The sequence below is a fragment of the Stenotrophomonas hibiscicola ATCC 19867 genome, from assembly GCF_000382065.1.
Taxonomy (GTDB): Bacteria; Pseudomonadota; Gammaproteobacteria; order Xanthomonadales; family Xanthomonadaceae; genus Stenotrophomonas; species Stenotrophomonas hibiscicola.
The window spans coordinates 683,238-708,644 of record NZ_KB907499.1; the positions used below are offsets into that span (position 1 = coordinate 683,238).

17 protein-coding genes are annotated in these 25,407 nt (G+C 67.9%); 10 read left to right on the forward strand and 7 right to left on the reverse strand.

All coding sequences use genetic code 11. The features are described from left to right. Positions 1 to 5: 5 nt before the first annotated feature. The 3 genes from yoaA to mrcB form a co-directional block, all read right to left on the reverse strand. A complete protein-coding gene (gene yoaA / locus G370_RS0107865) occupies positions 6 to 2,054 on the reverse strand; it encodes a DNA repair helicase YoaA (RefSeq protein ID WP_019660101.1) in 2,049 nt (682 codons plus the stop codon). 571 nt (positions 2,055 to 2,625) lie between these two features. Continuing rightward, positions 2,626 to 3,162, reverse strand: coding sequence for a hypothetical protein (locus G370_RS0107870; RefSeq protein WP_019660102.1), 537 nt, complete (start codon positions 3,160 to 3,162; stop codon positions 2,626 to 2,628). Next, the gene (mrcB, locus tag G370_RS0107875) at positions 3,159 to 5,597 is read right to left on the reverse strand and encodes a penicillin-binding protein 1B (protein WP_019660103.1); all 2,439 of its coding nucleotides are present in this window, start codon (positions 5,595 to 5,597) and stop codon (positions 3,159 to 3,161) included. Before mrcB ends, G370_RS0107870 begins: the two co-directional genes overlap by 4 nt. 96 nt (positions 5,598 to 5,693) lie before the next feature. Between mrcB and G370_RS0107880 the strand changes: the two genes are divergently transcribed. After that, positions 5,694 to 7,793, forward strand: coding sequence for a glycosyltransferase (locus tag G370_RS0107880; RefSeq protein ID WP_019660104.1), 2,100 nt, complete (start codon positions 5,694 to 5,696; stop codon positions 7,791 to 7,793). Here G370_RS0107880 and G370_RS0107885 read toward each other — a convergent pair. Both G370_RS0107885 and G370_RS0107890 read right to left on the reverse strand, forming a co-directional pair. Next, on the reverse strand, positions 7,790 to 9,355 hold the full coding sequence (locus G370_RS0107885) for a hypothetical protein (RefSeq protein ID WP_019660105.1): 1,566 nt from the start codon (positions 9,353 to 9,355) through the stop codon (positions 7,790 to 7,792). The genes G370_RS0107880 and G370_RS0107885 overlap by 4 nt on opposite strands. 30 nt (positions 9,356 to 9,385) lie before the next feature. Continuing rightward, positions 9,386 to 11,542 (reverse strand): RelA/SpoT family protein, encoded by a 2,157-nt coding sequence (locus G370_RS0107890; protein WP_019660106.1) that lies wholly within the window; start codon positions 11,540 to 11,542, stop codon positions 9,386 to 9,388. 130 nt (positions 11,543 to 11,672) lie between these two features. Here G370_RS0107890 and G370_RS0107895 point away from each other — a divergent pair, with 130 nt between their 5' ends. Further along, entirely contained in the window at positions 11,673 to 12,209 is a 537-nt protein-coding gene (locus tag G370_RS0107895) for a hypothetical protein (protein WP_019660107.1), read from the forward strand. A 117-nt stretch (positions 12,210 to 12,326) separates the two neighbouring features. Here G370_RS0107895 and hrpA read toward each other — a convergent pair whose 3' ends face one another. Then, positions 12,327 to 16,409 carry an ATP-dependent RNA helicase HrpA gene (hrpA, locus tag G370_RS0107900; RefSeq protein WP_019660108.1) on the reverse strand — a complete coding sequence of 1,361 codons (4,083 nt, stop codon included), beginning with the start codon at positions 16,407 to 16,409 and terminating at the stop codon, positions 12,327 to 12,329. Between the two features lie 86 nt (positions 16,410 to 16,495). Between hrpA and G370_RS0107905 the strand changes: the two genes are divergently transcribed. The 6 genes from G370_RS0107905 (at position 16,496) to G370_RS0107930 (ending at position 23,489) form a co-directional block, all read left to right on the forward strand. Beyond that, positions 16,496 to 17,044, forward strand: a complete 549-nt coding sequence (locus G370_RS0107905) for a Dps family protein (protein ID WP_019660109.1) — start codon at positions 16,496 to 16,498, stop codon at positions 17,042 to 17,044. Between the two features lie 561 nt (positions 17,045 to 17,605). Next, a complete protein-coding gene (recQ, locus tag G370_RS0107910; RefSeq protein ID WP_019660110.1) occupies positions 17,606 to 19,411 on the forward strand; it encodes a DNA helicase RecQ in 1,806 nt (601 codons plus the stop codon). Positions 19,412 to 19,606: 195 nt separating this feature from the next. Next, positions 19,607 to 19,987, forward strand: a complete 381-nt coding sequence (locus G370_RS0107915) for a CopL family metal-binding regulatory protein (protein WP_019660111.1) — start codon at positions 19,607 to 19,609, stop codon at positions 19,985 to 19,987. A gap of 75 nt (positions 19,988 to 20,062) precedes the next feature. Beyond that, positions 20,063 to 21,874 (forward strand): copper resistance system multicopper oxidase, encoded by a 1,812-nt coding sequence (locus tag G370_RS0107920; protein ID WP_019660112.1) that lies wholly within the window; start codon positions 20,063 to 20,065, stop codon positions 21,872 to 21,874. Further along, entirely contained in the window at positions 21,871 to 22,896 is a 1,026-nt protein-coding gene (locus G370_RS0107925; RefSeq protein ID WP_019660113.1) for a copper resistance protein B, read from the forward strand. Before G370_RS0107920 ends, G370_RS0107925 begins: the two co-directional genes overlap by 4 nt. Positions 22,897 to 22,976: 80 nt before the next feature. Next, positions 22,977 to 23,489 (forward strand): GNAT family N-acetyltransferase, encoded by a 513-nt coding sequence (locus tag G370_RS0107930; RefSeq protein WP_019660114.1) that lies wholly within the window; start codon positions 22,977 to 22,979, stop codon positions 23,487 to 23,489. A gap of 78 nt (positions 23,490 to 23,567) precedes the next feature. Here the strand turns inward: G370_RS0107930 and G370_RS0107935 are convergent, their stop codons facing one another. Then, complete coding sequence (locus G370_RS0107935; RefSeq protein ID WP_010481706.1) at positions 23,568 to 23,888, reverse strand: TFIIB-type zinc ribbon-containing protein; 321 nt, start codon at positions 23,886 to 23,888, stop codon at positions 23,568 to 23,570. A 149-nt stretch (positions 23,889 to 24,037) separates the two neighbouring features. On the opposite strand from G370_RS0107935, the gene G370_RS0107940 reads away from it, so the two are divergent. Continuing rightward, entirely contained in the window at positions 24,038 to 24,805 is a 768-nt protein-coding gene (locus G370_RS0107940; protein ID WP_019660115.1) for a CPBP family glutamic-type intramembrane protease, read from the forward strand. A 94-nt stretch (positions 24,806 to 24,899) separates the two neighbouring features. Then, the gene (locus G370_RS0107945) at positions 24,900 to 25,325 is read left to right on the forward strand and encodes a response regulator (protein WP_010481704.1); all 426 of its coding nucleotides are present in this window, start codon (positions 24,900 to 24,902) and stop codon (positions 25,323 to 25,325) included. The last annotated feature ends 82 nt before the right edge of the window (positions 25,326 to 25,407 follow it).

The following is a 25,407-nucleotide window of genomic DNA, read 5'->3' on the forward strand; positions in this document are numbered from 1 at the left end:
TCAGGTCAGAACAGGGGGAACGTGACACCGGGCGCCGGCTCCGGGCCCGCCGCGGCGGCGGCGGTCGGAACGGCATCATCGGCCACGGGCGCCCATTGTGGCGTAAAGAAGGCCTGCACATCGGCCAGGCTGCGGGTGCGCCGGAACGGCGGCAGCGACTCAAGAAAGACCCGGCCATAGCCACGGTTGAGCAGGCGCGGATCGCACAGGACCAGCACGCCCCGGTCGCTTTCGCTGCGGATCAGGCGGCCAACGCCCTGCTTCAGGGCGATCACCGCCTGCGGCAACTGTTCGTCGCGGAACGGATTGCCGCCCTGGCTGCGGATCGCCTCCAGGCGTGCCTCGTAGACCGGGTCGTCCGGCGCCGCGAACGGCAGCTTGTCGATCATCACCACGCTCAACGCTTCGCCGACCACGTCCACGCCCTCGCGGAAACTGGCCGAGCCCAGCAGCACCCCATTGCCCGATTCGCGGAAGCGCTGCAGCAGCGTCGCACGCGGCGCCTCACCCTGCACGAACAACGGCCATGGCCCATCGCGCAGTGCCTCGGCGGCCTCACGCAGGGCGCGATGCGAAGCGAACAGCAGGAACGCCCTGCCCTGCGAGGCCTGCAGCACCGGCCGCAGGGTCTGGATCAGCGCGGTTCCGAAACCACGTGCGGCCGGATCGGGCAGGCCTTCAGGCAGGTAACACAGCGCCTGCTCGGGCCAATTGAACGGACTCGGCTGGACCAGCGTCTGCGGGTCGTCCAGCCCGAGGCGGGTGGCGATGTGATCGAAACCACCGCCCACGGTCAGCGTCGCCGAGGTGAAGATCCATGCGGCTCGGCTGCGTTCGCGATGCTCGCGCAATGGACCGGACACGTCCATCGGCGTGCGCTGGCAGCGGAAACCACGCGGGGTGAGCTCATACCAGAGCACATCGGTGGCATTACCGGTGTCCGCAGGATCGGTATCGAAGTCGAGGGCGGGTTCGTCATCGCCCAGCCAGCGACCGAGCCGCGAAACCGCCTCACGCGCCCGCGCATGGCAGGCATCCAGGCCCGCCGCGGCTTCGCGCAGCGGCTGCAAGGCCTGCTCCAGCGTCACCAGCCCCGCCATCACCGTGTCGAAGCCATCGCGCACCTGCGGCATCGTCAGCGCACGCCACTGCGTGCCGCGCGGCGGCAGCCCCTCCATCGCCGAACGCAACGCCAGCAGCGCCTGCTGCAAGTGGTCGACCGGTTCCTGCAGCGCCGACTGCGCCCCCCCGACGCCGCGCGCTTCGGCCAGGCAGTCGCGGCCCAGTTCCTGCCACGGGCGCATGCCGAAGCCTTCGCCGAAGAACTGCGCGGCCAGTTCAGGCAACTGATGCGCCTCGTCGATGACGAAGGCCTGCGCCCCCGGCAGCAGCTCACCGAAGCCATCCTGCTTCAATGCCAGGTCGGCCAGCAGCAGATGATGGTTGACCACCACTACGTCTGCCGCCTGCGCACGTTGCCGCGCACGCACCACGAAGCAGTCTTCCCAGAACGGGCAGTCGGTGCCCAGACAGTTGTCGACGGTGGAGGTGACCATCGGCAGCAGCGGCGAATCATCGGCCAAACCGTCCAGTTCGGCGATGTCGCCGAACTCCGAGCGTCCGGACCAGGCCAGGATGCGCTGGAACTGCGCCGCCTGTTCTGGGCTTGAGAAGCGCGGCTCGCCCCGCGCCTGCTGCAGGCGGTAGCGGCACAGGTAATTCGAACGTCCCTTCAGCAGCGCACTGCGCAGGCCGACACCGAGTGCTTGGCGCACACGCGGCAGGTCGCGGTGGTAGAGCTGGTCCTGCAGCGCGCGGGTGCCGGTGGAGATGATGGTGCGCAACCCGGACAGCAGCACCGGCACCAGGTAGGCGAACGTCTTGCCGGTGCCGGTACCGGCCTCGGCCAGCAGCAGGTCACGCTGCTGCAGCGCATCGGCGATGGCTTCGGTCAGGCGCAGCTGGGCCGGGCGCGGGACGAAGGCGTCCAGATGCGAGGCGAGCGCGCCGCCGTCGCTGAGGGCTTCGCGGCTGGCATGGACAAGGTCGGACATCAGAGGGAAAGGATACCCGGCCGGGCGCTGCCCGGCACCCGTTTCAAGCCAGAGCACCCGCAAAAGCAACGGCAACAGCTTGGTTCATGGCTCTGGGTTTCTACGTGCTGGGCGGGTCGGGAGGGGCAGGCAGGACACGCCGTAAACCCATCCCTGGGGGCTCGATGGCGCCATCCATGGCGCCAACGGTCCTGCCTGCCCCTCCCGACCCGCCTTCGACAGTTTCCCGGTGACGGATGGACGCACGTCGTAAGGTCGAGCTTGCTCGACTGGCAACTCAGAAGCTGTGGGAGGAACGAGGGAAGAAGATGGATTACTGCGAGCGCGCGCAGTGCGCGACCCGCTTTTGATTTTCTTTTTCTCTTCCGTGGCTGGCAGCACACGGAAACTGTCAGAGGCCGGGCGGGGTGGGTACGCGGGGGTGTCCGCGGCATGGATGCCGCGGCCAAGCCCCCAAGGACGGGTTCACGGCGTCCCCCGCGAACCCACCCCGCCCGGCCAAGCGCGGCTTTTGCTTCTGGCTTCAGCGACCAACCCACAGCCACGAGGGGCTGCGCCGTTGGCTGGAAATTCAGTACCGCTTGATCCCCGGCACCGTGCAACCTTCAATCTGCGCATGCGCCGACACCGCATTCTCCTTCTCGCCCCGCGCCAGGCGTGACTGTTCGATCGTCGCCCAGTGCCGGCGGCACAGCGGCCCCGTCTTCGAGCCCAGATCCACCGCCTTGCGCGCGAACGTCTCCGCCTGTTCCCACTGCCCCTGCAGCAGCGCCAGTTCGGCACGCTCCTGCAGCACCGCCGGGTCGCTGGCCACGATTTCCAGCGCATGGTCCAAGCTGCTGGCGGCACCGGCCAGGTCGTTCGCCTGCCGCTGCGCCTGCGCGGTCACCCGCAGGTCTTCCACCTGCGAATCACGCAGCGGCTGCACCGACAGCTCCTTGTCGTCAGGACCTGCGGCCGCATCGACTGCCGCCAGGCGCTGTGCCGGCGTAGTGGTATCGACTGGCTTGACCACCGGCGGCGCGCTGGTCACACAGGCGGCCAGGGCCAGGCTGAGGCCGGTCAGGGCCAGGGGCTGCAGCAGGGATCGCATGTTCATCGGCTTCATCGGCTCGGGGGAGGAGTAGCGGCGGCGGGCGCTGCGGCAGGTTCGGCGGGCGCTTCCGGCTTGCGGTCCAGGCCGAACCAGCTACGCCAGCCACCGCCCTCCCCTTCAGCTTCGCCCGGCTCGCCCGGCGGCACTGCCGGCGCGCACGGCGCATACGCCGGTGCATAGCCCACCACGAACGGGAAGCGGCGTGCGCCCGGGCAGCCTTCATCGGTTGTGTTCAGACCCGTGGCCGCGACCGACTGCCAGTCCAGGCCTTTGTTGCTGACCCGCAATGGCGCACTCGGCAGGCGCTGGAAGATGCCCGACCAGACCCGCATCGCGCCGGTAGCGCCATACAGGCCGGCCTGCTGGTTCTGGTCGTTGCCGATCCAGATCACCGCCAGATGATCGCCGGTGTAGCCGGCATACCAGCTGTCACGGCCATCGTTGGTGGTGCCGGTCTTGCCGGCCGGCTGCAGGCGGCCGAGGCCATCGGCATTGAGCCGCTGCGCGGTACCACTGGAGACCACCTGCTGCAGGCCGACGCTGATCAGGTTGGCGGCAATTGAATCGCCTTCCTGTGCCGGCGCCGGGGTCTTGTCGTAGCGCTTGAGCAGCTTGCCCTGCGGATCGAGCACGCCACGCACCGCGTGCAGCGGCTGGATCTCACCGCCCGAGGCGAGGAACTGGTACAGCTGTGCCATCGCGTACGGGCTCTGGTCGGTCGAGCCAAGGATCACCGCCGGATTGGCCTCGGCCTTGATGCCCGCCAGCACATGGATCAGCTGGGTCACGCGCTCGGGACCGACCTGCATGCCCACGCGCACCGTGGCCTGGTTGTAGGAGTGTGCCAGCGCGTCGATCAGGCGTACCGTGCCGTGGCTGCGGTTGTCCGCATTGCCCGGGCTCCAGTTGCGGCCGCGGCCGAGCTGCACCGTCACCGGTGAATCGTCGACCCAGCTGGCCAGCGAGTAGCGGTCCGGCTGCGCCAGGGCCAGCAGGTAGACGAACGGCTTGAGCAGCGAACCGACCGGACGCTGCGCCTCGATCGCGCGGTTGAAGCCGACCTCGGACACTTCACGGCTGCCGATCACCGCCAGCACGTCACCGTTGTGCACGTCGGTCAGCACCATGCCGGCCTGCAGTTCGGGCCGGCGCTTGCTTTCCAGCGACTTGATGGTGCGGGTCACCGCGCCTTCGGCATAGGCCTGCGCGGACGGCGACATGCCGGTCATGACGCTCAGGCCAGCGCCCTGCAGGGCAGATTCCGGGTAGTCATGGCCGAGCTGGCGACGGACCAGGTCAACATAGGCGGGGAAGCGGTTGGCCGCCACCAGTCCCGGCGTCTTCGGCACGCCCAGCGGGGCCTTCAGTGCGCGCTGGTACTCGGCGTCGTCGATCAGCGTGGCTTCGTGCAGTTTGCCCAGCACGAAGTTGCGACGGTCCAACGCACGTTCCGGATTACGCCGCGGGTCGTAGAAGGACGGGCCCTTGACCAGGCCGATCAGCAGCGCGATCTGCTCGGTCTCCAGCGACTGCAGGTCACGGCCGAACCAGAACTCGGCACCGGACGACATGCCATGGATCGCCTGGCTGCCGCGCTGGCCCAGGTACACCTGGTTGAGATAGGCCTCGAAGATGGTGCGCTTGTCATAGCGCGCTTCCATGATCAGGGCGTAGAGCACTTCGTTGAATTTGCGGGTGAGCGTCTGTTCCTTGCCGATGCCGAGCAGGCCGCTGCGGGCCAGCTGCTGGGTCAGCGTGGAAGCGCCCTGACGGCTCTGGCCACCGGAGCGGATGGTCACCCACACCGCGCGCGCGATACCGGACAGGTCGATGCCGTGGTGGCGGTTGAAGTCCTTGTCCTCCACTGCCTGCAGGCCGGTCACCAGCAGGTCCGGCGCCTCGTCCATGCGGATCAGGCGGCGTTCTTCCTGCTTCTGGCCGTACAGGGTGGCGATACGCGCCGGATCCAGCCGCGCCGCCTTCAGGGCCTTGCGGCTGTCGGCATCGCGCAGCGAGGCGACCGCACCATCGGCCAGCGACAACTCGAGCCGACGCGGGGCAACCCGGCCATCGACGTCGTTGTAGCCGCGGCTGGAGATGACAAAGCGCCCGCCATTCACCGCATAGGTGGCCGGCTCCTTGCCCTGGCCATCATCGCGGTAGGCGGAGGCGGCCAGCTCGGTCTTCAGCGTGGACGCATCCATCGCCTTGCCGGGAGTGAGCACCAGCGGCCGCGCATACACCCGCGTCGGGATCTGCCAGCGCAGTTCGCCGAAACGTTGGGTCACCTGCTGGTTCAGGTACAGCGTATAGGGAATGAGGAAACCCAATCCCAACGCGACCGCAGCCATGCTCCAGGTGATCAGCCGGCGCCGCCACAGCGGGCCGTTGTCCTGCTGGTCGTCGTCGAAATCGTCGATGTCGTCGGAATCGTAGCGTCGGGGCACGGGAATGCGAGAATGTAGAGTCTGGCGAGTCTACCCCAGCCGCTGCGGCTGGCGAATTCTCCCGGGTTCCCCTGCTTAAGCTGGAGTTGCAACCGGATGGCGATGTCCCTGGCCGAGATCCGATACCTGATCAACCGCCTGTCGGGCCTGGCCCGCCGGAGCCTGGCCAGCCTGCGTACCCGTGGCTGGCGGGCGACCTGGCAGCGCATCCGCGTGCATGCCCAGCGCGCCGTGCCCGCGCCACGCACGCCGCTGTTCCTGCCGCCGGCACAGGACTTCGCTCCCTTCACGGTGCCGTTCAGCGAAACACCGGAAGCGAGCATTGTCATCCCCGTCTACAACCACGTCGATCACACCCTGGCCTGCCTGCGCGCCTTGGCGGCGCATCCACCGCAGGCCACGTGCGAGATCCTGGTAGTGGATGACGGCAGCACCGACGCCACCGTGCAGTGGATGCCGCAGGTTGCCGGACTGCGCTATGAAGTGCGCGAGTACAACGGCGGCTTCATCGAGGCCTGCAACGATGGCGCATCGCGCGCACGCGGTCGCTACGTGGTGCTGCTCAACAACGATACGGTGCCGCAGCCGGGCTGGCTCGACGCGCTGCTGGACACGTTCTCCAGCACGCCCGGCGCCGGCCTGGTCGGTAGCCAGCTGCTCTACCCGGACGGCCGGCTGCAGGAATCGGGCGGGGTGATTTTCGCTGATGGCAGTGGCTGGAGTTACGGCCGTTTCGAGGCAGCGGACGACCCGCGTTTTGCCAGCCTGCGCGACGTCGACTACTGCTCCGGCGCAGCGCTGATGCTGCCGCGCGACCTCTGGCGACAGCTGGGCGGCTTCGATACCCGCTACAAGCCGGCCTACTACGAGGACACCGACCTGGCCTTCCGCGTGCGTGCGCAGGGCCTGCGCGTCCTGGTTCAGCCGGCCAGCCGGGTGGTCCATGACGAAGGCACCAGCAACGGCACCGACACCGGCAGCGGCGTGAAGGCCTACCAGGTGCGCAACCAGGCCATCTTCGCCGACCGCTGGGCCACCGAGCTGGCCCGCCGCCCGGCGGTGGGCGAAGTGCCGTCACCGGCGCTGCTGCTGCGTGGCCGGCGCCAGGTGCTGATCCTGGACGAGGCAGTGCCGCAGCCGGATCGCGATTCCGCGTCGCTGCGCCAGGTGAACCTGATCCGCCTCCTGCTGCAGGGCGGGGCCCATGTGGTGTTCGTTCCCACCCGCCGCGAACACGGCGGCGCCGCCACCGACGCGCTGCAGCGGATGGGTGTGGAAGTCTGGTATGCACCGTTCCTCGATGGCGTCGCCAGCTGGCTGCGCACGCATGGTGGACGCTTCCACGTAGCGCTGCTGGTCCGCCACCATGTTGCCCACGAGTGCCTGCCGCTGCTGAAGCGCTATGCGCCGCAGGCGCGCACCGTGTTCGACACGGTGGACCTGCACTACCTGCGCGAACGTCGTGGTGCCGAAGTGGCCGGCGATGCGGGACTGCTGCGCGCTGCCGAGCGTACCCGCGCCAGCGAACTGGCGGTGATGGAGCAGTGCGACGTCACCGTGCTGGTCAGTTCCGCCGAGCGCGAGCAGCTGCAGGCCGACGCGCCAACGGTGCGGGTGGAGCTGATCTCCAACCTCCATGACATCGCCGGTGCCGGCAAACCGTTCGAGCAGCGTCATGACCTGGTGTTCGTCGGCGGCTTCCGCCACCCGCCGAACCTGGACGCGATGGAATGGTTCATCGGCGAAGTCTTCGCCGGCATCCGCGCCCGCCTGCCCGATGTGCGCCTGCACTGCATCGGCGCTGCCGCGCCGGAATCCCTGCTGGCCCTGGCCGCGCGCCAGCCCGGCGTGCAGATGCACGGCTTCGTCGAGGACATCACTCCCTACATGGATGGCGCACGCATTTCCATCGCGCCACTACGTTTCGGTGCCGGCGTGAAAGGCAAGATCAACCTGAGCATGGCCCATGGCCAGCCGGTGGTAGGTACCCCCTGCGCGGTGGAAGGGATGCACCTGCGCCCGGGCGAGGACGTGCTGGTGGCCGATGATGCGGCCGGCTTCGCCGATGCGGTGGTCCGCCTGTACCAGGATCCGCAGCTGTGGCGGCAACTGTCCGAAGCCGGCCTGGCCAACATCGCAGAGCACTTCTCCCTCGACGCTGCGCGCGCAACCGTGCAGCGGGTGTTTTTCACCTAATCAGGGAGACCGCCGGCACGGCGCAGGCGCTCTTCGAACGCCGGCAGCTCGGCCAGGTCCGGTTGCAGCAAGCGGGCTTGTTCGGCGGCATGCGCTGCGAAAGCCAGGTCGCCGCTGCCGAGTCGCTCGCTGCCGATGGCCAGCCAGCGCTGGGCCAGGCGCAGGCGTGCCGAGGGGAGCCCGGCCGCAGTCGGCGACAGGGTCTGCCACGCCTGCAGGCAGGCCCCTGCCGCCTGTACGCGGTTCTGCCGGAGGTTGTCGTCGAAGCAGCCGCGACTGGCGGGCAGCAGCCGCGCCGCAGCAGCCTTCACCCGAGCATCGCGCGGCGCCAGTGACTGCGCTTCGCGCAATGCGTCGAATGCACTGTGGCCGGGGGGACTGATCCATTGCCCGGAACGTTCGGCGCGCTCGATGCTGCGCAGGTGGTCGCGCAGTTGGCGCTCGCGCTGCGTGTTGCTGGCCGCCGGCTGCTGCAGCGCCTTCTGCGCCTGTTGTGCGCGCTGCAGGCGTTGCGCGAGCTGCTGTTGCGCGGCCGGCGAAGCGCCCAGCTCCTCCGCCAGCGCGGCATCGGCCCGCGCCGCCTCGAACCGGAAGTCGTCGGCCTGCGTCTGGCTGCGTGCCAGCACCGCCTGCAACGTCTGTTCACGGCCGCGCTGGGCGCTGGCATCATCGGCCGCCACTGCCAGAACGGCGAGAAATCCCTTTGCTGCGGACTCCAGCTGCCCGCGCTGCAGGGCGCGCTGGGCCTGGCGCAGGCGCCGCTCGACGGCCTGCGCCAATGCTTCCTGGCTGGCGGGCAGATCAGCATGGCCGGCATCGAACTGGCGCGCACGCTGCAGTAGTACGGCGGCCTCGGCCAGCTCGCCGCGTCCCGCCAGCGCGCGCGCCTGCTGCAGCAGATCGCTCAGTGCATCTTCGCGACCTTCCAGCGCGGGCAGATTGTCCGGCTGCAGCGACAGGATGCGCTGGAACAGGGGCAGCGCGCTGCTGTCACCTTCATCCAGCCGACCCGCAGCGAAGGCGTTGCGTGCCTGCGCCAGCAGTGCACCGATGCCGGCACCTGCGCTGCGCCGGGCCCGCAGCTGGCGCGCCACGGCGTCCGCCTCGCCCTGTGGTACCTGCAGTTCCCGGGCCAGTGCCAGCGCCTGCGCGCTGCCGTCGAGATCGTTGGCCTGCATCTTTTCGCGGGCCTGCTGCAGGGCCGCCGCGCCGGTACGGGCCAGGCCTTCGCGGGCCTGCGGACGATCTCCATCCAGCGCCAGCACGGCCTGGTAGCGCTCGCGCGCACCACTGCCATCGGCGGCACTCAGCCGCCCGGCCGCCAGTGCGTCATCACCTTCGGCCAGCAGCTGCTCGATCCGAGGCTCATCCCAGAACCAGTCGGCCAGCGGCTTGCGCAGCAGCACCAGCAGCACAAACACCGCCAGCGCCGCGACCAGCGCCCAGCGCCACACCCGGCGCGCGTGGCGTGCCTGCAGCCACCACCAACGGCCTTCGCGGCGGACGCGGTCCAGCGCAGGAAGTTCAGCGCCATGCGGGCGATGCGGGGGCTCGCGTTCCATGCGTGCAGGGTAGCCGGGGCAGCGTGAAGCTCAGCCGAGGCGACGCGCCTCGCTCACGCCGGGCAGCGCGTCCAGCTTGCCCAGCAGGGTCGACAGCTGGCCGTAGTCACTCACCTTCAGCCGCAGGCGCAGGTGGGCACGGCCACTGTTGCGCACGTTGTCACTATGGATGTCCAGCACGTAGGCGTCTTCCTGGGCGATCAGGTTGGTGATGTCCTTCAGCAGCCAGCGGCGATCGACCGCATCGACCACGACGTCCACCTCGTAGCCGCCCCCGGCCTGGCCCCACTCCACCGGCAGGATGCGCTGCGGGCTGGTGGCCGCCAGACGGGCCAGCGCAGCGCAGTCTGCACGATGCACGGTGACACCGCGGCTACGGGTCAGGTAGCCGACGATGGGTTCGCCGGCCACCGGCTGGCAGCAGCGCGCCAGTTGTACCAGCAGGTTGCCCACGCCCTGTACGGTGAACTTGGACTTGCCCAGGTTCTCGCGGCGCGCGGTCGGCCGCGGCAGGCTAGGCGCGGGCGCCGGTTGGCTTGCTGCACGTTCGGCTTCCAGCAGGGCACGGCTGACCTGGTTCGGCCCGGTATCGCCCAGCGCCACCTGGATGTAGAGGTCGTCAACGCTGTCGGCATGGAACTTCTTCGCCGCGATGGCCAGGTCCGAGTGCTGCAGCCCCAGGCGCTTCAGCTCGCGCTCGAGCAGTTCGCGCCCGGCCTGCACGTTGCGCGCGCGGTCCAGCTTGTGGAACCAGCTGCGCACCTTCTCGCGCGAACGGTTGCTGGCCAGGAAGCCGTTGGCCGGCATCAGCCAGTCGCGGCGCGGGTCGGCCTCCTTGCCGGTCAGTATCTCGACCCGGTCGCCACTGCGCAGACGGTAAGTCAGCGGTACGATGCGGCCATTGACCTTCGCGCCACGGCAGCGGTGGCCAACCATGGTGTGCACCTGATAGGCGAAATCGAGCGGCGTGGCGCCCTGCGGCAGGTCCAGCACCTCGTCCTTCGGGCTCAGCGCATAGACCCGGTCCTCGGTCAGTTCGGCATCGAGCGCCCCGGCCAGTTCGTTGCCCTGCCCGTCCTGGGCCTGCTCCAGCAGCTGGCGCATCCAGGTGATCTTGCGGTCGAAGGACTTCTCCGCGCCCTTGCCGCCTTCCTTGTACTTCCAGTGCGCGGCCACGCCCAGCTCGGCCTGCGAATGCATCTCGTGGGTACGGATCTGCACTTCAATGGTGCGCCCTTCCGGACCAACCACGGCGGTATGCAGCGAGCGATAGTCGTTGGCCTTGGGCCGGGCGATGTAATCGTCGAACTCGCTCGGCACCGGTGCCCACAGTGCATGCACCACGCCCAGCGCGGCATAGCAGGCGGCGACATCGTCGACCATTACCCGCACCGCACGGATGTCGTACAGCTGGTCGAACGCCAGCCGCTTCTTCTGCATCTTCCGCCAGATGCTGTAGATGTGCTTCGGGCGGCCACTGACCTCGGCCTTGATGCCCTGCGCAACCAGCTCGCGCGACAGCACCTTCTTGACATTCTCGACGTAGCGCTCGCGGGCGATGCGGGTTTCGTCGACTTCCCGCGCAATGCGCCGGTAGGTCTCCGGCTCCAGGTGGCGGAACGCCAGGTCCTCCAGCTCCCACTTCAGCTGCCAGATGCCCAGGCGGTTGGCCAGGGGCGCGTGGATGTCGCGGGTCAGCTGGGCCAGCGCGCGGCGCTGCTCGTCGTCCAGCTTGTCGGCCGCGCGCATCCTCGCGAGCTGGCGCGCCAGCAGGATCGGCACCACGCGCAGGTCGCGGATGATCGCCAGCAGCAGCCGGCGCAGGCCCTCGCTGTTGCGTCCGGCCTCACGGCCGGCGTGCAGTGCCCACACCGGGTCGGCCGCATCCTGGCCGTCGAGCAGGCCGATCACCGCCGCCTTGTGGTTGCCAAGCGGCAGCTGGTCCAGGCTGGTACGCAGGCCCGGCAGGTCAAACAGCAATGCTGCCACCACCGCGCCTTCGTCGGCCGAGAGCATCGCCAGCGCATCGAGGGTATCGCCCAGCACCGACCAGGTGGTACGCATCTGGTGGTCGCAATCCGGCGCTTCCCAATGCTCGCGCAGGGCCTGGCGCAGCGGGGCAGGCAGCACCGCTGCCGAGGGACGGTTCAACAAGGCATCCAGGCCGGGTACGGAAGCGCGGTTCACAGCATCAAGCAGGCAAGACAGAGGCCTCTACACTAGCGCCGGCGCCGTTCAGGGACAATGACCGTGGCCACCATCCCCCGGCATGAAGACATGCCGCTACACTCGCGGGCAAACCCAGGAGAGTCCCGACATGTCCCCGATCGTCCCGCGTTTCCGCCTACGGCTGCTGGCTTGTGCCGCACTGTTGCTGTCCCTGTCGGCGCCTGCGCTGGCCCAGCGCGTGGTAGAGGGTGACCTGCAGCAGCAGATGTCACCGGCCGAATTCAAGGCTGCTGGCCTGGACAAGCTCAGTGCGCAGGAACTGGCCACGCTCAACCGCTGGCTGCAGGGCAAGGTCGAGGCGGCCACGACCCAGGCAGTTGCAGCGGTACGGGAATCGGCGCGCGAGGAAGGCCGCCAGGAAGTGATCGTGAAGAATCGCGGCTTCTTCGATTTCGGCAGCAGTGAGCCGATCGTCGGCGTGCTGCAGGGTGAGTTCCGCGGGTTCGGCAAGGGCCGCGTCTACGTGCTGGACAACGGCCAGGAATGGGAGCAGATCGATGCAACCACCCTGGCAGGCGTGCGCAGGCAGTCGCCCGCCGTCAGCATCAAGCCCGGTGTGATGGGCGTCTGGTACCTGAAGGTCGACGGTGTGAACACCCAGCCGAAGGTGCGTCGTACCAAGTAACGACGCCCATCGTGTAGAGCCGAGCCCACGCTCGGCTGCGATCTGCACGGGAAGATGACGAGGCATCAAAAAAGCAGCCGAGCATGGGCTCGGCTCTACGTCATCACATCATCGGAGTCACGCCTGGCGCAGTGCGGCTACCCGCTGCGCCAGCTTCTTCGCCGAGATGCCGGTCCGCGCGCCCAGCTCCTGCGCGAACAGCGACACCCGCAGCTCTTCCAGATCCCAGCGCAGCGCCTGCCATTGCGGGTGCTCGCGCAGGCCCTGCTGGTCAGCCACTTCCAGCGCTTCCAGGAACGGATGCAGTTCCAGCATGCGCGCCTGATCGCGCGGCGGATCACGCTTGGCGCGCTCGGTACGCAGGATCATCGCTTTCAGATAGCGCGGATACTGCGCCAATGCGTCGGCCGGTGTATCGCGCAGGAAGCCTGGATGGATCAGCCCGGCCAGCTGCGCCTCCATGTCGTCCAGGTTGCCGCGCGCCCAGCCCATCAGCGGCGCTTCCAGCATCGGCTTCAGTTCGGCCACCAGCGCCAGGATGGTCTCGGCCAGCTTCAGCCGCGACATGGCCTCACCGAACAGCGCCTTGGCCGCATGCTCGCGGCGCTGCTCGAAGGCCGCCGCATCGCGTATGTCTTCCAGGCCTTCAGCCAGTACGGCGTTCATCGCCGCATCGACCAGATCGCCACGAAGGCGTTCCTGCGATTCGATCGCCGCATATAGCAGGCCCGTCTTGGCACCCACCGGCAACTGCTTGCGTGCCTGCTTCATCTTCTCGGCCAGCGCGATCTCCAGCAGGCGGCGCACACCCAGCGGATGAGCCGCCTGCGCCTGCTGCCGATCAGCGAAGATGCGCAGCGCCACGCTGTCGCCCTCGTCCAGCAGCGCCGGATAGGCCGGCACGCCGGCTTCGCCGGGCACCTGCAGCGGAATCGGCGTGGCCGGGAAGGTACGCAGGCCATCAGCCGCCATTTCACGTCCGGCGCGTGCAGCGAAGGCGTCGCCCGCGCGCCCACCGAACTTCGCGCGCAATGCGTCCAGGTCGCGCGAGGTGGCCAGCACCCTGCCCTGCTCGTCGCGCAGGCGCAGGTTCATGTGCAGGTGCGGTTCGATCGAGCCGGGCTCGAAATCGAGCGCGGTCACCGTGGCGCCTGTCGCGCGTGAGAGGAAACGCGCCAGTTCGCCGGTGATGGCATCGGCACTGGGTTGCGGGAACGCCTCGTAGAACGCGCGACCAAAGTCCGGCGCCGGCACGTAGTTGCGGCGCATCGCCTTGGGCAGGCTGCGAATCAGCGCCGCAGCCTTGTCGGCAACGAAGCCGGGCGCCAGCCAGCCCAGCTGCACCGGATCCAATGCGTTGAGCAGGTGCAGCGGTACGTCAAGGGTTACGCCGTCATCCTCGGCACCCGGCTCGAAGCGGTAATGCAGCGGCAATCGTGCCTGGCCCAGCGCGAGGTACTTCGGGTAGCGCTCCTGCTCACTGCCTTCGCCCGGCAACAGGTCGGCCAGCGACCAGTGCAGGGTCTTGCGCTGTTCCGGCGCAAGACCCTTCCACCAGGCATCCAGGCCGGAGGCCGAATGGATCTGCGGCGGCACCCGGTCCAGGTACCAGCGTGCCTGCCAGTCTTCGTCGGCAACGATGCCGGCGCGGCGCAGCTTGGCTTCTTCCTCGCGCGCGACCTCCAGCACCTTCTGGTTGTCGGCGACGAAACTGGCGCGGGTATTGATCTCGCCGGTCACCAGTGCCTGGCGCACGAAGATGTCATGCGCCTCGCCCGGCGCGATGCGGCCGTAATGGACCGGTTTCTTCGGTGCCAGCACCAGGCCGAACAGGCTGATCTGCTCAGACGCCAGCACCTGGCCCTGCGCGCGCGACCAGTGCGGGTCGAAGTGCTTGCGCAGCAGCAGGTGCGGCAGTTCGGCGATCACCCAGTCCGGCTCGATCGCGGCCAGGGTCATGCCCCATACCTTCTGCGTATCCAGCAGGTTGGCCACCAGCAGCCACGGCGGTGGCCGCTTGGCCAGCGCCGAACCGGGGAACGGCAGGAAGCGGCGCTGGCGCGGCGCCTGGAAATCGCCCTTCTCGGTGCGGTGGCCGATCTGCGTCGGCAGGCCCGCCACCAGCGCCCGGTGCAGGGTCTGGTAGGCAGCGGCACGCACACGTTCGCTGAAACCGCCGCCAACCGGCGCCTGTTCCTTCTGCGCGCGCACGGCCACCGGCGGCGGTGCGGCCTCCGCCTTGCCTTCGCGGGCCAGGCGTGCAGCCCGGTGCAGCTGGCCCCGGGTCGCCTTCACCGCCGCCGCGTCATCGCGCGCCGGGGCCGGTGCAGTGCTGCCCGCCAGCAGCGGCGCCATCGATGCCTCGCTGGGCTCTTCCTTCCAGCCCAGTTCCTCGCACAGCAGGCGCAGCTGCCGGTGCAGCTCGCGCCATTCGCGCATGCGCAGGAAACCGAGGAAATGACGGCCACACCAGTCGCGCAGCTTGGACTGGGTCAGGTCTTCATGTGCCTGCCGGTAGGCATCCCACAGGCGCAGCACGCCGACGAACTCGGATCGGCCGTCGGCAAACTGCGCATGCGCGCTGTCGGCCGCACCGCGCGCCTCGGGCGGGCGTTCGCGCGGATCCTGGATGCCCAGGAACGAGGCGATCACCAGCATCGGCCGCAGGCAGCCGGCGGCCTGCGCGGCCACCAGCATGCGCGCCAGCTTCACGTCCACCGGCAGGCGCGCCATCTGCTTGCCGATGGTGGTCAGGCGCCGTTCGGCATCGATCGCCCCCAGTTCGGTCAGCTGCTGCCAGCCATCGGCAACCGCGCGCTCGTCCGGTGCTTCCAGGAACGGGAACTCCTCGATGCGGCCCAGGCCCAACTGCAGCATGCGCAGGATCACCCCGGCCAGGCTGGAGCGGCGGATTTCCGGATCGGTGAACTCCGGCCGCGCCTGGAAATCGGCCTCAGCATACAGGCGGTAACAGATGCCCTCGGCGATACGGCCGCAGCGCCCCTTGCGCTGGTTGGCGCTGGCCTGCGAGATCGGCTCGATGTGCAGGCGGTCCAGCTTGTTGCGCGGGCTGTAGCGCTTGACGCGGGCAAGGCCCGGATCGACCACGTAACGGATGCGCGGCACCGTCAGCGAGGTTTCCGCCACATTGGTGGCCAGCACGATGCGCCGGTTCGGCCCGGGATTGAACACCCGGTCCTGGTCCTGGTTGGACAGCCGCGCATACAGTGGCAGTACCTCGGTGTTGCGGTACTTTCGCCGTTCCAGCGACTGGTGCGCATCGCGGATCTCGCGCTCGCCCGGCAGGAAGATCAGCACGTCGCCGCGTGCATCCAGGCGGGTAATCTCGTCGACAGCCGACACGATGGCATCGTTGACGGTACGTTCGCCCTGGTCTTCACCCTCGCCTTCCAGCGCGCGGTAGCGCACCTCCACCGGGTAGGTGCGGCCCTCAACGCTGATCACCGGCGCATTGTCGAAATGCTGGGCGAAGCGTCCGGTGTCGATGGTGGCCGAAGTGACGATCAGCTTCAGGTCGGGGCGCTTGCGCAGCAGCTGCTTCAGGTAGCCCAGCAGGAAGTCGATGTTGAGGCTGCGCTCGTGCGCCTCGTCGACGATGATCGTGTCGTAGTTCGACAACCAGCGGTCGCTGGCAATCTCCGCCAGCAGGATGCCGTCGGTCATGAACTTGATGCGGCTGTCTTCGCTGACCTTGTCGTTGAAGCGCACCTGGTAGCCCACCAGCTGGCCCAGTTCACTCTGCAGTTCCTGTGCGACACGGCTGGCTACCGCACGTGCGGCAATCCGTCGCGGCTGGGTGCAGCCGATCATGCCGGCCTGGCCACGGCCGGCGGCCAGGCACAGTTTCGGCAGCTGGGTGGTCTTGCCCGAACCGGTTTCACCAGCGATCACCACGACCTGGTGGTCGCGGATCAGCCCGATGATGGCGTCGGCTTCACGCGCAATCGGCAGCTGCGGGTCCAGAGTAATGGACGGCTGCTGCTGCGCCCGCACCTGCCGGCGCTGCACCGACGCCTGCAAGGCCTGCTCGAAGGTGGCGGCCAGTGCCGCATCCTGTGGCTTGGCCTGGCAACGCGAGAGCATCCCCAGCAAACGGCCCCGGTCGCGGCTCATGGCGCCGTCGATGGCGGCGCGCTGTTGGCGCAGGCGGGGCGATGGATTTTTATCGATAGAGTTCATCAATCGGTTCGTTCAAAACTTTGAAAGCGACCAGTCATCACGACCGGTTTATTGTGAAGGCCAACGATTCCACAAGGAGGAACCCCATGGCGAAGACCAAGAGCACGACCAAGGCCAAGACCGGCAAGCAGAAGCTTGCGGCGGCGGCACCGTCGGCGCCGAACATCGATATCGGGATCACCCAGGGCGACCGCAAGAAGATCGCCGACGGTCTGTCGCGCTTCCAGGCCGATGCGTTCACGCTCTACCTGAAGACGCACAACTTCCACTGGAACGTGACCGGGTCGATGTTCAACTCGCTGCACACCATGTTCGAGACGCAGTACACCGAGCAGTGGGCGGCACTGGACGATGTGGCCGAGCGCATCCGCGCGCTGGGCTTCAATGCCCCGGGCTCCTACCGGGAATTCGCTGCGCTGACCTCGATCGTCGAGGAACCGGGCCTGACCGACAGTGCGGACTGGCGTGAAATGGTACGCCAGTTGGTGGTCGCCAACGAAGCGGTATGCCGTACGGCACGTGAAGTGCTGGAGGTGGCGGCCAAGGGGGACGATGCGCCGACCGAGGATCTGATGACCCAGCGGCTGCAGACCCACGAGAAGTACGCTTGGATGCTGCGTTCCCTGTTGCAGTAAGGGTTGGCGGGGGCGGCAGGGCTGCGCCCTGCACCCGCAGAGGCAACTGCAACGTCAACGTCAACGTCAACGTCAAAAGCGGGCTATCCGTGGGTTGGCGGGGCGGGTCCAGTTGCGGGGGACGCCGTGAATACGTCCATGTAGGCTCGGTCGCCGCATCCATGCGGCTCACGCCCCCGCAACCGGACCCACCCCGCCTTCGACGGTTTTCCGCGATCTGCCAGCAAAGCCATTGGGGTCAGATCCGTTTTCCGCAGGAAAACGGATCTGACCCCATCTTGTTTGTCGATATCTGACTGTTTTCATCACGCATGGCGTGGATGGACCCTCCGTGACCGGGAAACCGTCGAAGGCGGGGCGGTGTGGGCTTGCAGGACCGTTGGCGCCATGGATGGCGCCATCGAGCCCCCAAGGACGGGTTTACGGCGTGTCCTGCAAGCCCACACCGCCCCGCCCAGCCAGAAGACACCCCAGAGCCGGCTGTTGCCTTTGACGTTGCTCTGGCTTGTAGCAGGTGCAGGGCGCAGCCCTGCCGCCGCCTCCGGGAGGTAAACTAGCCGGATGCCTTCCCGTCCCGCGCACGACCTGCTCCAACGCGTCTTTGGTTACGACGATTTCCGTGGTCCGCAGCAGGACATCGTGGAGCATGTCGCTGCCGGTCACGATGCCCTGGTGCTGATGCCCACCGGCGGTGGCAAGTCGCTGTGCTACCAGGTGCCGGCCCTGCTGCGTGACGGATGTGGCATCGTCATCTCGCCACTGATCGCGCTGATGCAGGACCAGGTCGAAGCCCTGCGCCAGCTCGGCGTTCGTGCCGAGTACCTGAATTCCACCCTGGATGCCGAGGCCGCCGGCCGCGTCGAACGCGAGCTGCTGGCCGGCGAGCTGGACATGCTCTATGTCGCCCCCGAGCGGCTGCTGACCGGCCGCTTCCTGTCGCTGCTGTCACGCAGTCAGATAGCCCTGTTCGCCATCGACGAAGCCCACTGCGTGTCGCAGTGGGGCCACGACTTCCGCCCGGAATACCGCCAGCTGACCGTGCTGCACGAGCGCTGGCCGCAGATTCCGCGGATCGCGCTCACCGCCACCGCCGACCCGCCGACCCAGCGCGAGATCGCCGAGCGTCTGGATCTGCAGGAAGCGCGCCACTTCGTTAGCTCCTTCGACCGCCCCAACATCCGCTACACCGTGGTGCAGAAGGACAACGCCCGCAAGCAGCTGACCGATTTCCTGCGCGGCCACCGTGGCGAGGCCGGCATCGTCTACTGCATGTCGCGGCGCAAGGTCGAGGAGACCGCTGAATTCCTGTGCGGCCAGGGCTTCAACGCCCTGCCCTACCACGCCGGCCTGCCGCCGGAAGTGCGCGCGAACAACCAGCGCCGCTTCCTGCGCGAGGACGGCATCGTCATGTGCGCCACCATCGCCTTCGGCATGGGCATCGACAAGCCGGACGTGCGCTTCGTGGCGCATACCGACCTGCCCAAGTCGATGGAAGGCTACTACCAGGAAACCGGCCGCGCTGGTCGTGATGGCGAAGCTGCCGAAGCCTGGCTGTGCTACGGCCTGGGCGACGTGGTCCTGCTCAAGCAGATGATCGAACAATCCGAGGCGGGCGAAGAACGCAAGCAGCTGGAACGGGGCAAGCTCGACCACCTGCTGGGCTACTGCGAATCCATGCAATGCCGCCGCCAGGTGCTGCTGGCCGGTTTCGGCGAGACCTATCCCCAGCCGTGTGGCAACTGCGACAACTGCCTGACGCCGCCGGCCTCGTGGGATGCGACCATTCCGGCGCAGAAGGCGCTGAGCTGTGTCTACCGCAGTGGCCAGCGCTTCGGCGTCGGCCACCTGATCGACATTCTGCGCGGCAGCGAGAACGAGAAGGTCAAACAGCAGGGCCACGACAAGCTCAGTACCTATGCGATCGGCCGCGACCTGGATGCGCGCACCTGGCGCAGCGTGTTCCGCCAGCTGGTGGCCGCCAGCCTGCTGGAAGTGGACAGCGAGGGCCACGGCGGCCTGCGCCTGACCGATGCCAGCCGTGACGTGTTGACCGGCCGCCGCCAGATCAGCATGCGCCGCGACCCGGCCAGCAGCACCAGCGGACGCGAGCGCAGCGCACAACGCACCGGATTGTCGGTACTGCCGCAGGATCTGGCCCTGTTCAACGCGCTGCGCGGCCTGCGTGCCGAACTGGCCCGCGAACAGAACGTGCCGGCCTTCGTGATCTTCCACGACAGCACCCTGCGCAACATCGCCGAGCAACGCCCGACCAGCCTGGATGAACTGGCCCGGGTCGGCGGCATCGGCGGCACCAAGCTGAGCCGCTACGGCCCGCGCCTGGTCGAGATCGTGCGCGAAGAAGGGTAGCGCCGGGCGCCTGGCCAGGCGCCTCCCCATCGCCAACCGTGCGCTCGTCCCCCTGTAGAGCCGAGCCCACGCTCGGCTGCTTCTGCGTGAACGGCAGCCGAGCGTGGGCTCGGCTCTACACTGGTGCAGGTCCAACCTTGAACCGCCCATTCAGCCGGAGGTGCATCCACGGCCGCTTGCGGCTAGATTAGCGCCATGTCCCTCGCCTCGACCCTGCTCCGTGTCGTGCTCATGCTCAGCCTGCTGCTCAACGGGCTGAACGCGGCCATGGCCAGTGGTCACGAGGAAATGGGCCGGATGGCCCACGCGGTAGCCGCCCTTGATGGCGGCGATGCCGACTGCCACCACCACGCCGCCATGCAGGCCGACGAGGCCCCGCAGGCCAAGGCCCCCGCCCACGACGCCCACTGCCAGATCAAGGACTGCGTGCGCAGTTGCGCCCAGCACCCGCTGCTGGTGGTGCAGCCGTTGCCGTATCTGGCGAGCCCGGCACTGTCGCTGGCGCCGCAGCCGATGCCGGCCACTGGCCGGCCGGCGCCGCCGCTGCCGCCCATCTCACGCCCTCCCATCGGCTGATTCCACACGCATCGTGCGCCCTGCGCACCGTAGCCGGCCCCCTGCCGGCGCCTTTACGTGTCTGGAGTCACCACCATGAATAACCGCATTCCCCCCGGTCCGGGCGCTGTGCCCATGCCGTCACGCCGCCTGTTCGTGCAAGGCCTGGCTGCTGGCGGCGTGGCCGCTGGCATCGCCGCTGTCGGCGTGCCGCAGCGCGCGCTTGCCGCCGCCCGCGCCACGCCTCGCCTGGCCGGCGCCCCGGCCGTGCTCAGCGACACCCGCATCGAACTGGCCATCGGCGAATCGCTGGCCAACTTCACCGGGCGCACCCGCCCGGCGATCACCGTCAACGGATCGCTGCCGGCACCGATCCTGCGCTGGCGCGAAGGCCAGACCGTGGACCTGTTCGTGCGCAACACGCTGGAGCGCCACCCGACCTCGATCCACTGGCACGGCATCCTGCTGCCGGCCAACATGGACGGCGTGCCCGGCCTGAGCTTCAACGGCATCGGCCCCGGCGACACCTACCACTACCACTTCCAGCTGAAGCAGTCGGGCACCTACTGGTACCACAGCCATTCGATGTTCCAGGAGCAGGCCGGCCTGTACGGTGCACTGATCATCGATCCGGCCGAGCCAGCGCCTTACCACCACGACCGCGAGCACGTGATCCTGCTGTCCGACTGGACCGACATGGACCCGGGTGCGTTGTTCCGCCGCATGAAGAAGCTTGCCGAGCACGACAACTACTACAAGCGCACCCTGCCCGACTTCCTGCGCGATGCGAAGCGTGACGGCTGGTCGGCCGCGCTGTCCGACCGCGGCATGTGGGGCCGGATGCGCATGACGCCCACCGACATCTCCGACATCAACGCGCACACCTACACCTACCTGATGAACGGTACGGCGCCAGCCGGCAACTGGACCGGGCTGTTCCGCAGCGGGGAAAAGGTACTGCTGCGCTTCATCAATGGCGCCTCGATGACCTACTTCGATGTGCGCATTCCCGGCCTGAAGATGACCGTGGTCGCCGCCGATGGCCAGTACATCCATCCGGTCAGCATCGATGAGTTCCGCATCGCTCCCGCCGAAACCTACGATGTGCTGGTCGAGCCCACCGGCCAGGACGCGTTTACCATCTTCTGCCAGGACATGGGCCGCACCGGCTTCGCTGCCGGCACGCTGGCGGTACGCCATGGCCTGCAGGCGCCGATCCCTGCACGCGACCCGCGCCCGTTGCTGACCATGAGCGACATGGGGCATGACATGGGCGGTGGCGGTCATGGCGGGCACGACATGACCGCGATGAAGGGCATGGAAGGCGGCTGCGGCGCCAGCATGGGCCACGGTGCGCATGGCGGCGGTGATGCCGCCAGCAAGGCGCCAAAGCACCCGCCCAGCGAGCGCAACAACCCGCTGGTGGACATGCAGAGTTCGGCTACCGAACCGAAGCTGGACGACCCCGGCATCGGCCTGCGCGACAACGGCCGCAAGGTCCTGACCTACGGCGCGATGCGCAGCCTGTTTGAAGACCCCGATGGCCGCGAGCCCAGTCGTGAAGTCGAGCTGCACCTGACCGGCCACATGGAGAAATTCTCCTGGTCGTTCGACGGCATCCCGTTCGCCAGCGCCGAGCCGCTGCGGCTGAACTACGGCGAGCGCATGCGCATCGTGCTGGTCAACGACACCATGATGCAGCACCCGATCCATCTGCACGGCGTGTGGAGCGATCTGGAAAACGCAGAAGGCGAATTCCAGGTGCGCAAGCACACCATCGACATGCCACCCGGTACACGCCGCAGCTACCGCGTGCGCGCCGACGCGCTCGGCCGCTGGGCCTATCACTGCCATCTGCTGTACCACATGGAAGCGGGCATGATGCGCGAAGTGAGGATCGAAGAATGAGCCGCTCACTGCTTTCCCCCAGCCTGCTGGCGCTGGGCCTGGCTGCTGCAATGCCGGTGTTCGCGCAGTCGCACGCCGGCCATGGCATGGGCGCGATGAACGTGCCTGCGAAGAGCGCGAAGACCCCGGCCGAAACGGTCGATCATTCAAAGATGGATCATTCGGAGATGGACATGGGTGCGGCGGATCACGCCGGCATGGACCACTCCACGATGGACCACTCGAAGATGGACCATGGCGCGATGCAGCCAGCGGCGATGGACCATTCGCAGATGGACCACGAGGCGATGGGCCACGGCACGCCTGCACCCACCGAACCGCGCGAACCGATCCCGGTCCCGACTGATGCCGACCGCGCCGCCGCCTTCCCGCCGATCGCGCATGGCGCGATGGAACACGCGCCGGAGATCAACAGCCTGCTGCTGTTCGACCGGCTTGAGCATTGGGATGGCAAGAGCAGCAACGGCCAGGCCTGGGAAGCCACCGGCTGGATCGGCGGCAACATCAACCGCCTGTGGCTGCGCACCGATGGCGAACGCAGCCGCGGCCGCACCGAATCGTCGTCACTGGAAGCACTGTATGGTCGCAGCGTGTCGCCGTGGTGGGACGTGCTGGTCGGCGTGCGCCAGGACTTCCGCCCGTCCGACTCGCGCACATGGGCGGCCATCGGCATCCAGGGTCTGGCGCCGTACAAGTTCGAAAGCTCGGCCACGCTGTACATGGGCTCCGGCGGCGAGGTGCTGGCCAAGGCCGAGGTCGAGTACGACGTGCTGTTGACCAACCGATTGATCCTGCAGCCGCTGCTGGAAGCCACCGTTGCGGCCAAGGACGAGCAGGAGTACGGCATCGGCCGTGGCCTGAACAAGGTAGAGGCCGGCCTGCGCCTGCGCTACGAGTTCAGCCGTCGCTTCGCGCCCTACATCGGCATCAGTCACGAACGCAGTTTTGGCGACACCGCCGACTATGCCGGTGACCACGCGCGCGACACGCGCTGGGTGGCCGGCGTGCGCATGTGGTTCTGAGCAGCGGATCGTGAGCAATGGCCAGCCCCGGCAGCCGCCGGGGCCGGCTACACTGCGCCACGTCCAATGCAGGCACCGCCATGTCGTTGCAGATCCGCCGCGCCACCCTTGCCGATGTCGACGCGCTGTCGGCCATCGCAATTGCCACCTACAACGAAACCTGGGGCGATTCCTATCCGCCGCAGGAGCTGCACGATTTCCTGCAGGCGCACTACAGCAGCGAACCGCAGCGCATCGAACTGTCCGACCCACGCAGCGCGATCTGGCTGCTGATGGACGGTGATGCCGTGGTCGGCTATCTGGCCGCCGGTGCCAACACCCTGCCGCACACGGATGCATGCGAGGGCGACATCGAACTGAAGCGGTTCTACATTCTGGCTGCACACCAGAACGGCGGCCATGGTGCACGCATGATGGACGCGTTCATGGCCTGGCTGGACCAGCCGCAGCGCCGCACCCTGTGGGTGGGCGTATGGGAAGAAAACTTCGGCGCGCAGCGCTTCTACGCGCGCTATGGGTGCAGCAAGGTCGGCGAGTACGACTTCATCGTCGGCGACACGCATGACCGCGAGCTCATCCTGCGGCGGCCGTGATCACGCGCTCCATGTAGCGTCGACCCGTGCTCGACTATGGCCTGCAACATCCAGTCGAGCATGGCTCGACGCTACAAACTAGAAATCGAACAACTCCGACAGGAAGCTGTCCTTCTTCTTTTTCTTGTAGCCGTGGCTGTACTGCTGGCCCCGGTTGTCCTCGTAGCGCTGGCCCAGATGACGGGTGTCGCGATGCATCACCGGCGGCGGCGCGGCGGCCGGCTGCGACTGCGCCGGGGCGGGCGGCGGTACCGCACTACCCGCACCCGCGCGCTCGATGATCTTGTCCAGTTCACCACGATCCAGCCAGACACCACGGCAACCAGGGCAATAGTCGATCTCGATGCCATGGCGTTCGGCCATCTGCAGGGTCTGGGTCTTGCACACGGGGCACAGCATTGGCATTGCTCCTGTCGGTCTGGTAACGACTGTACCTGCCCTGTGATGACTGTGCGGCAACACATGACCGATGGCACAGGGACTTCCGGCGCGTGCCAGCGTGCCCGGCCCCTTCCACACTGCATGCTGGTTCCGCAGGGAGTGCGTGCATGACCGTCCTGTCCCGCCTGCCCAGCGCCGCGCGCCTGCTGCTGGTGCTGCTCGGCGTCGGCGTTGGCCTGAATCTGCGCGACATCGCAGCCGCCGCAGGCACGCCGATTCCCGCCTTGCCCATTGCTTACGGCGGCAGCCTGCTCGACAACGCGCTGGCCGTGCTCGTGGCACTCCTGCTGGCCGCGCTGCTGCGGCCACGCGGGATGGGCCTGATGACCAGCCTGGGGCTGCGCGGCAACGGCTGGGGCGGCCCGTTCTGGGTACTGCTGGCCAGCCTGCCCTGCTGGCTGGGCCTGGCGGTGCTCGGTTCACCGAACACCGCGCTGACCGCGTTGGACGCCACGATGCTGGCAGTGCTGTTCCCACTGGCCGAGGAAGTGCTGTTCCGCGGCCTCGGCTTCGTGCTGCTGGTGAAGATCGTGCGCGCCCCCTGGCCATGGCTCGCACTGCCGCAGGCGCTGTTGTTCGGCTGGGTGCACTGGCTGGGTTTCGGCGGGTTCGACGGCGGCGGCCTCGCGCTGTTCGTCGGCGCGGTGATCGCCCTGGGCGGCTTCATCTTCGCCTGGCTCGACCACCTCGACGGTGACACCTTGTGGTGCGGCCTGGTCCTGCACGTGTCGATGAACCTGGCCTGGAACGTGTTCAGCCTTGATGACGCCGTTGCACTGGGCTGGCAGGCCACCGGCCTGCGCATCGGCACCGCCCTGCTCGCGGTCGCGATCCTGGCCTGGCACGTGCATCGCCGGCGCCAGACGCGGTTGTAACGCCCACTTAGCTTGCCGTGCACGCCGGGATCACTACCGGCTTGCGCATACTTGCGCGCCTTTTGCTCCCCCTGTTGTCCGGAGTTGCCGCGTCATGTTGCTGTCCAAGCGCTTTGTGGAACCGCGCGTCCTGCTCATCGAGGACGCCGAGGAAACCCAGGAACTGAGCCGTCTCGCCCTGGAAAGCCAGGCCTGCCAGGTCACCGCTGTCAGCAGCGCCGAGGCCGCGCTGGGCCTGCTCAACGCCGGTGAACCGTTCGACCTGCTGTTCACCGACGTCTGCCTGGGCGGCATCAGCGGCATCGAAACCGCCAACCGCGTGCGCGAGCACCTGCCGCAGCTGCCGATCCTGGTCACCTCCGGCATGGATCAGCATCGCGTGCTGCCGCAGCTGCGCGCCGGCATCCACTTCCTGCCCAAGCCATACAGCATGAGCGAGCTGCTCGATGCCATCCGCCTGTGCTTCCGGCACGCAGCGGATGCCGCGCTGATGCCGCCGCCGCAGGCCAGCGCGGCCTGAGGGGATCATCCACGCATGGCGTGGATCTACTGATTCCGTTTCTCGTCGGCGTGGATCCACGTCAACAACCCCGGTAGATCCA

Coding starts and splice junctions, on each gene's coding strand:
- yoaA (WP_019660101.1), bottom strand. CDS start 2,054: ATGTCCGACCTTGTCCATGCCAGCCGCGAAGCCCTCAGCGACGGCGGC.
- G370_RS0107870 (WP_019660102.1), bottom strand. CDS start 3,162: ATGAAGCCGATGAACATGCGATCCCTGCTGCAGCCCCTGGCCCTGACC.
- G370_RS0107880 (WP_019660104.1), top strand. CDS start 5,694: ATGGCGATGTCCCTGGCCGAGATCCGATACCTGATCAACCGCCTGTCG.
- G370_RS0107885 (WP_019660105.1), bottom strand. CDS start 9,355: ATGGAACGCGAGCCCCCGCATCGCCCGCATGGCGCTGAACTTCCTGCG.
- G370_RS0107895 (WP_019660107.1), top strand. CDS start 11,673: ATGTCCCCGATCGTCCCGCGTTTCCGCCTACGGCTGCTGGCTTGTGCC.
- hrpA (WP_019660108.1), bottom strand. CDS start 16,409: ATGAACTCTATCGATAAAAATCCATCGCCCCGCCTGCGCCAACAGCGC.
- G370_RS0107905 (WP_019660109.1), top strand. CDS start 16,496: ATGGCGAAGACCAAGAGCACGACCAAGGCCAAGACCGGCAAGCAGAAG.
- recQ (WP_019660110.1), top strand. CDS start 17,606: ATGCCTTCCCGTCCCGCGCACGACCTGCTCCAACGCGTCTTTGGTTAC.
- G370_RS0107915 (WP_019660111.1), top strand. CDS start 19,607: ATGTCCCTCGCCTCGACCCTGCTCCGTGTCGTGCTCATGCTCAGCCTG.
- G370_RS0107920 (WP_019660112.1), top strand. CDS start 20,063: ATGAATAACCGCATTCCCCCCGGTCCGGGCGCTGTGCCCATGCCGTCA.
- G370_RS0107925 (WP_019660113.1), top strand. CDS start 21,871: ATGAGCCGCTCACTGCTTTCCCCCAGCCTGCTGGCGCTGGGCCTGGCT.
- G370_RS0107930 (WP_019660114.1), top strand. CDS start 22,977: ATGTCGTTGCAGATCCGCCGCGCCACCCTTGCCGATGTCGACGCGCTG.
- G370_RS0107935 (WP_010481706.1), bottom strand. CDS start 23,888: ATGCTGTGCCCCGTGTGCAAGACCCAGACCCTGCAGATGGCCGAACGC.
- G370_RS0107940 (WP_019660115.1), top strand. CDS start 24,038: ATGACCGTCCTGTCCCGCCTGCCCAGCGCCGCGCGCCTGCTGCTGGTG.
- G370_RS0107945 (WP_010481704.1), top strand. CDS start 24,900: ATGTTGCTGTCCAAGCGCTTTGTGGAACCGCGCGTCCTGCTCATCGAG.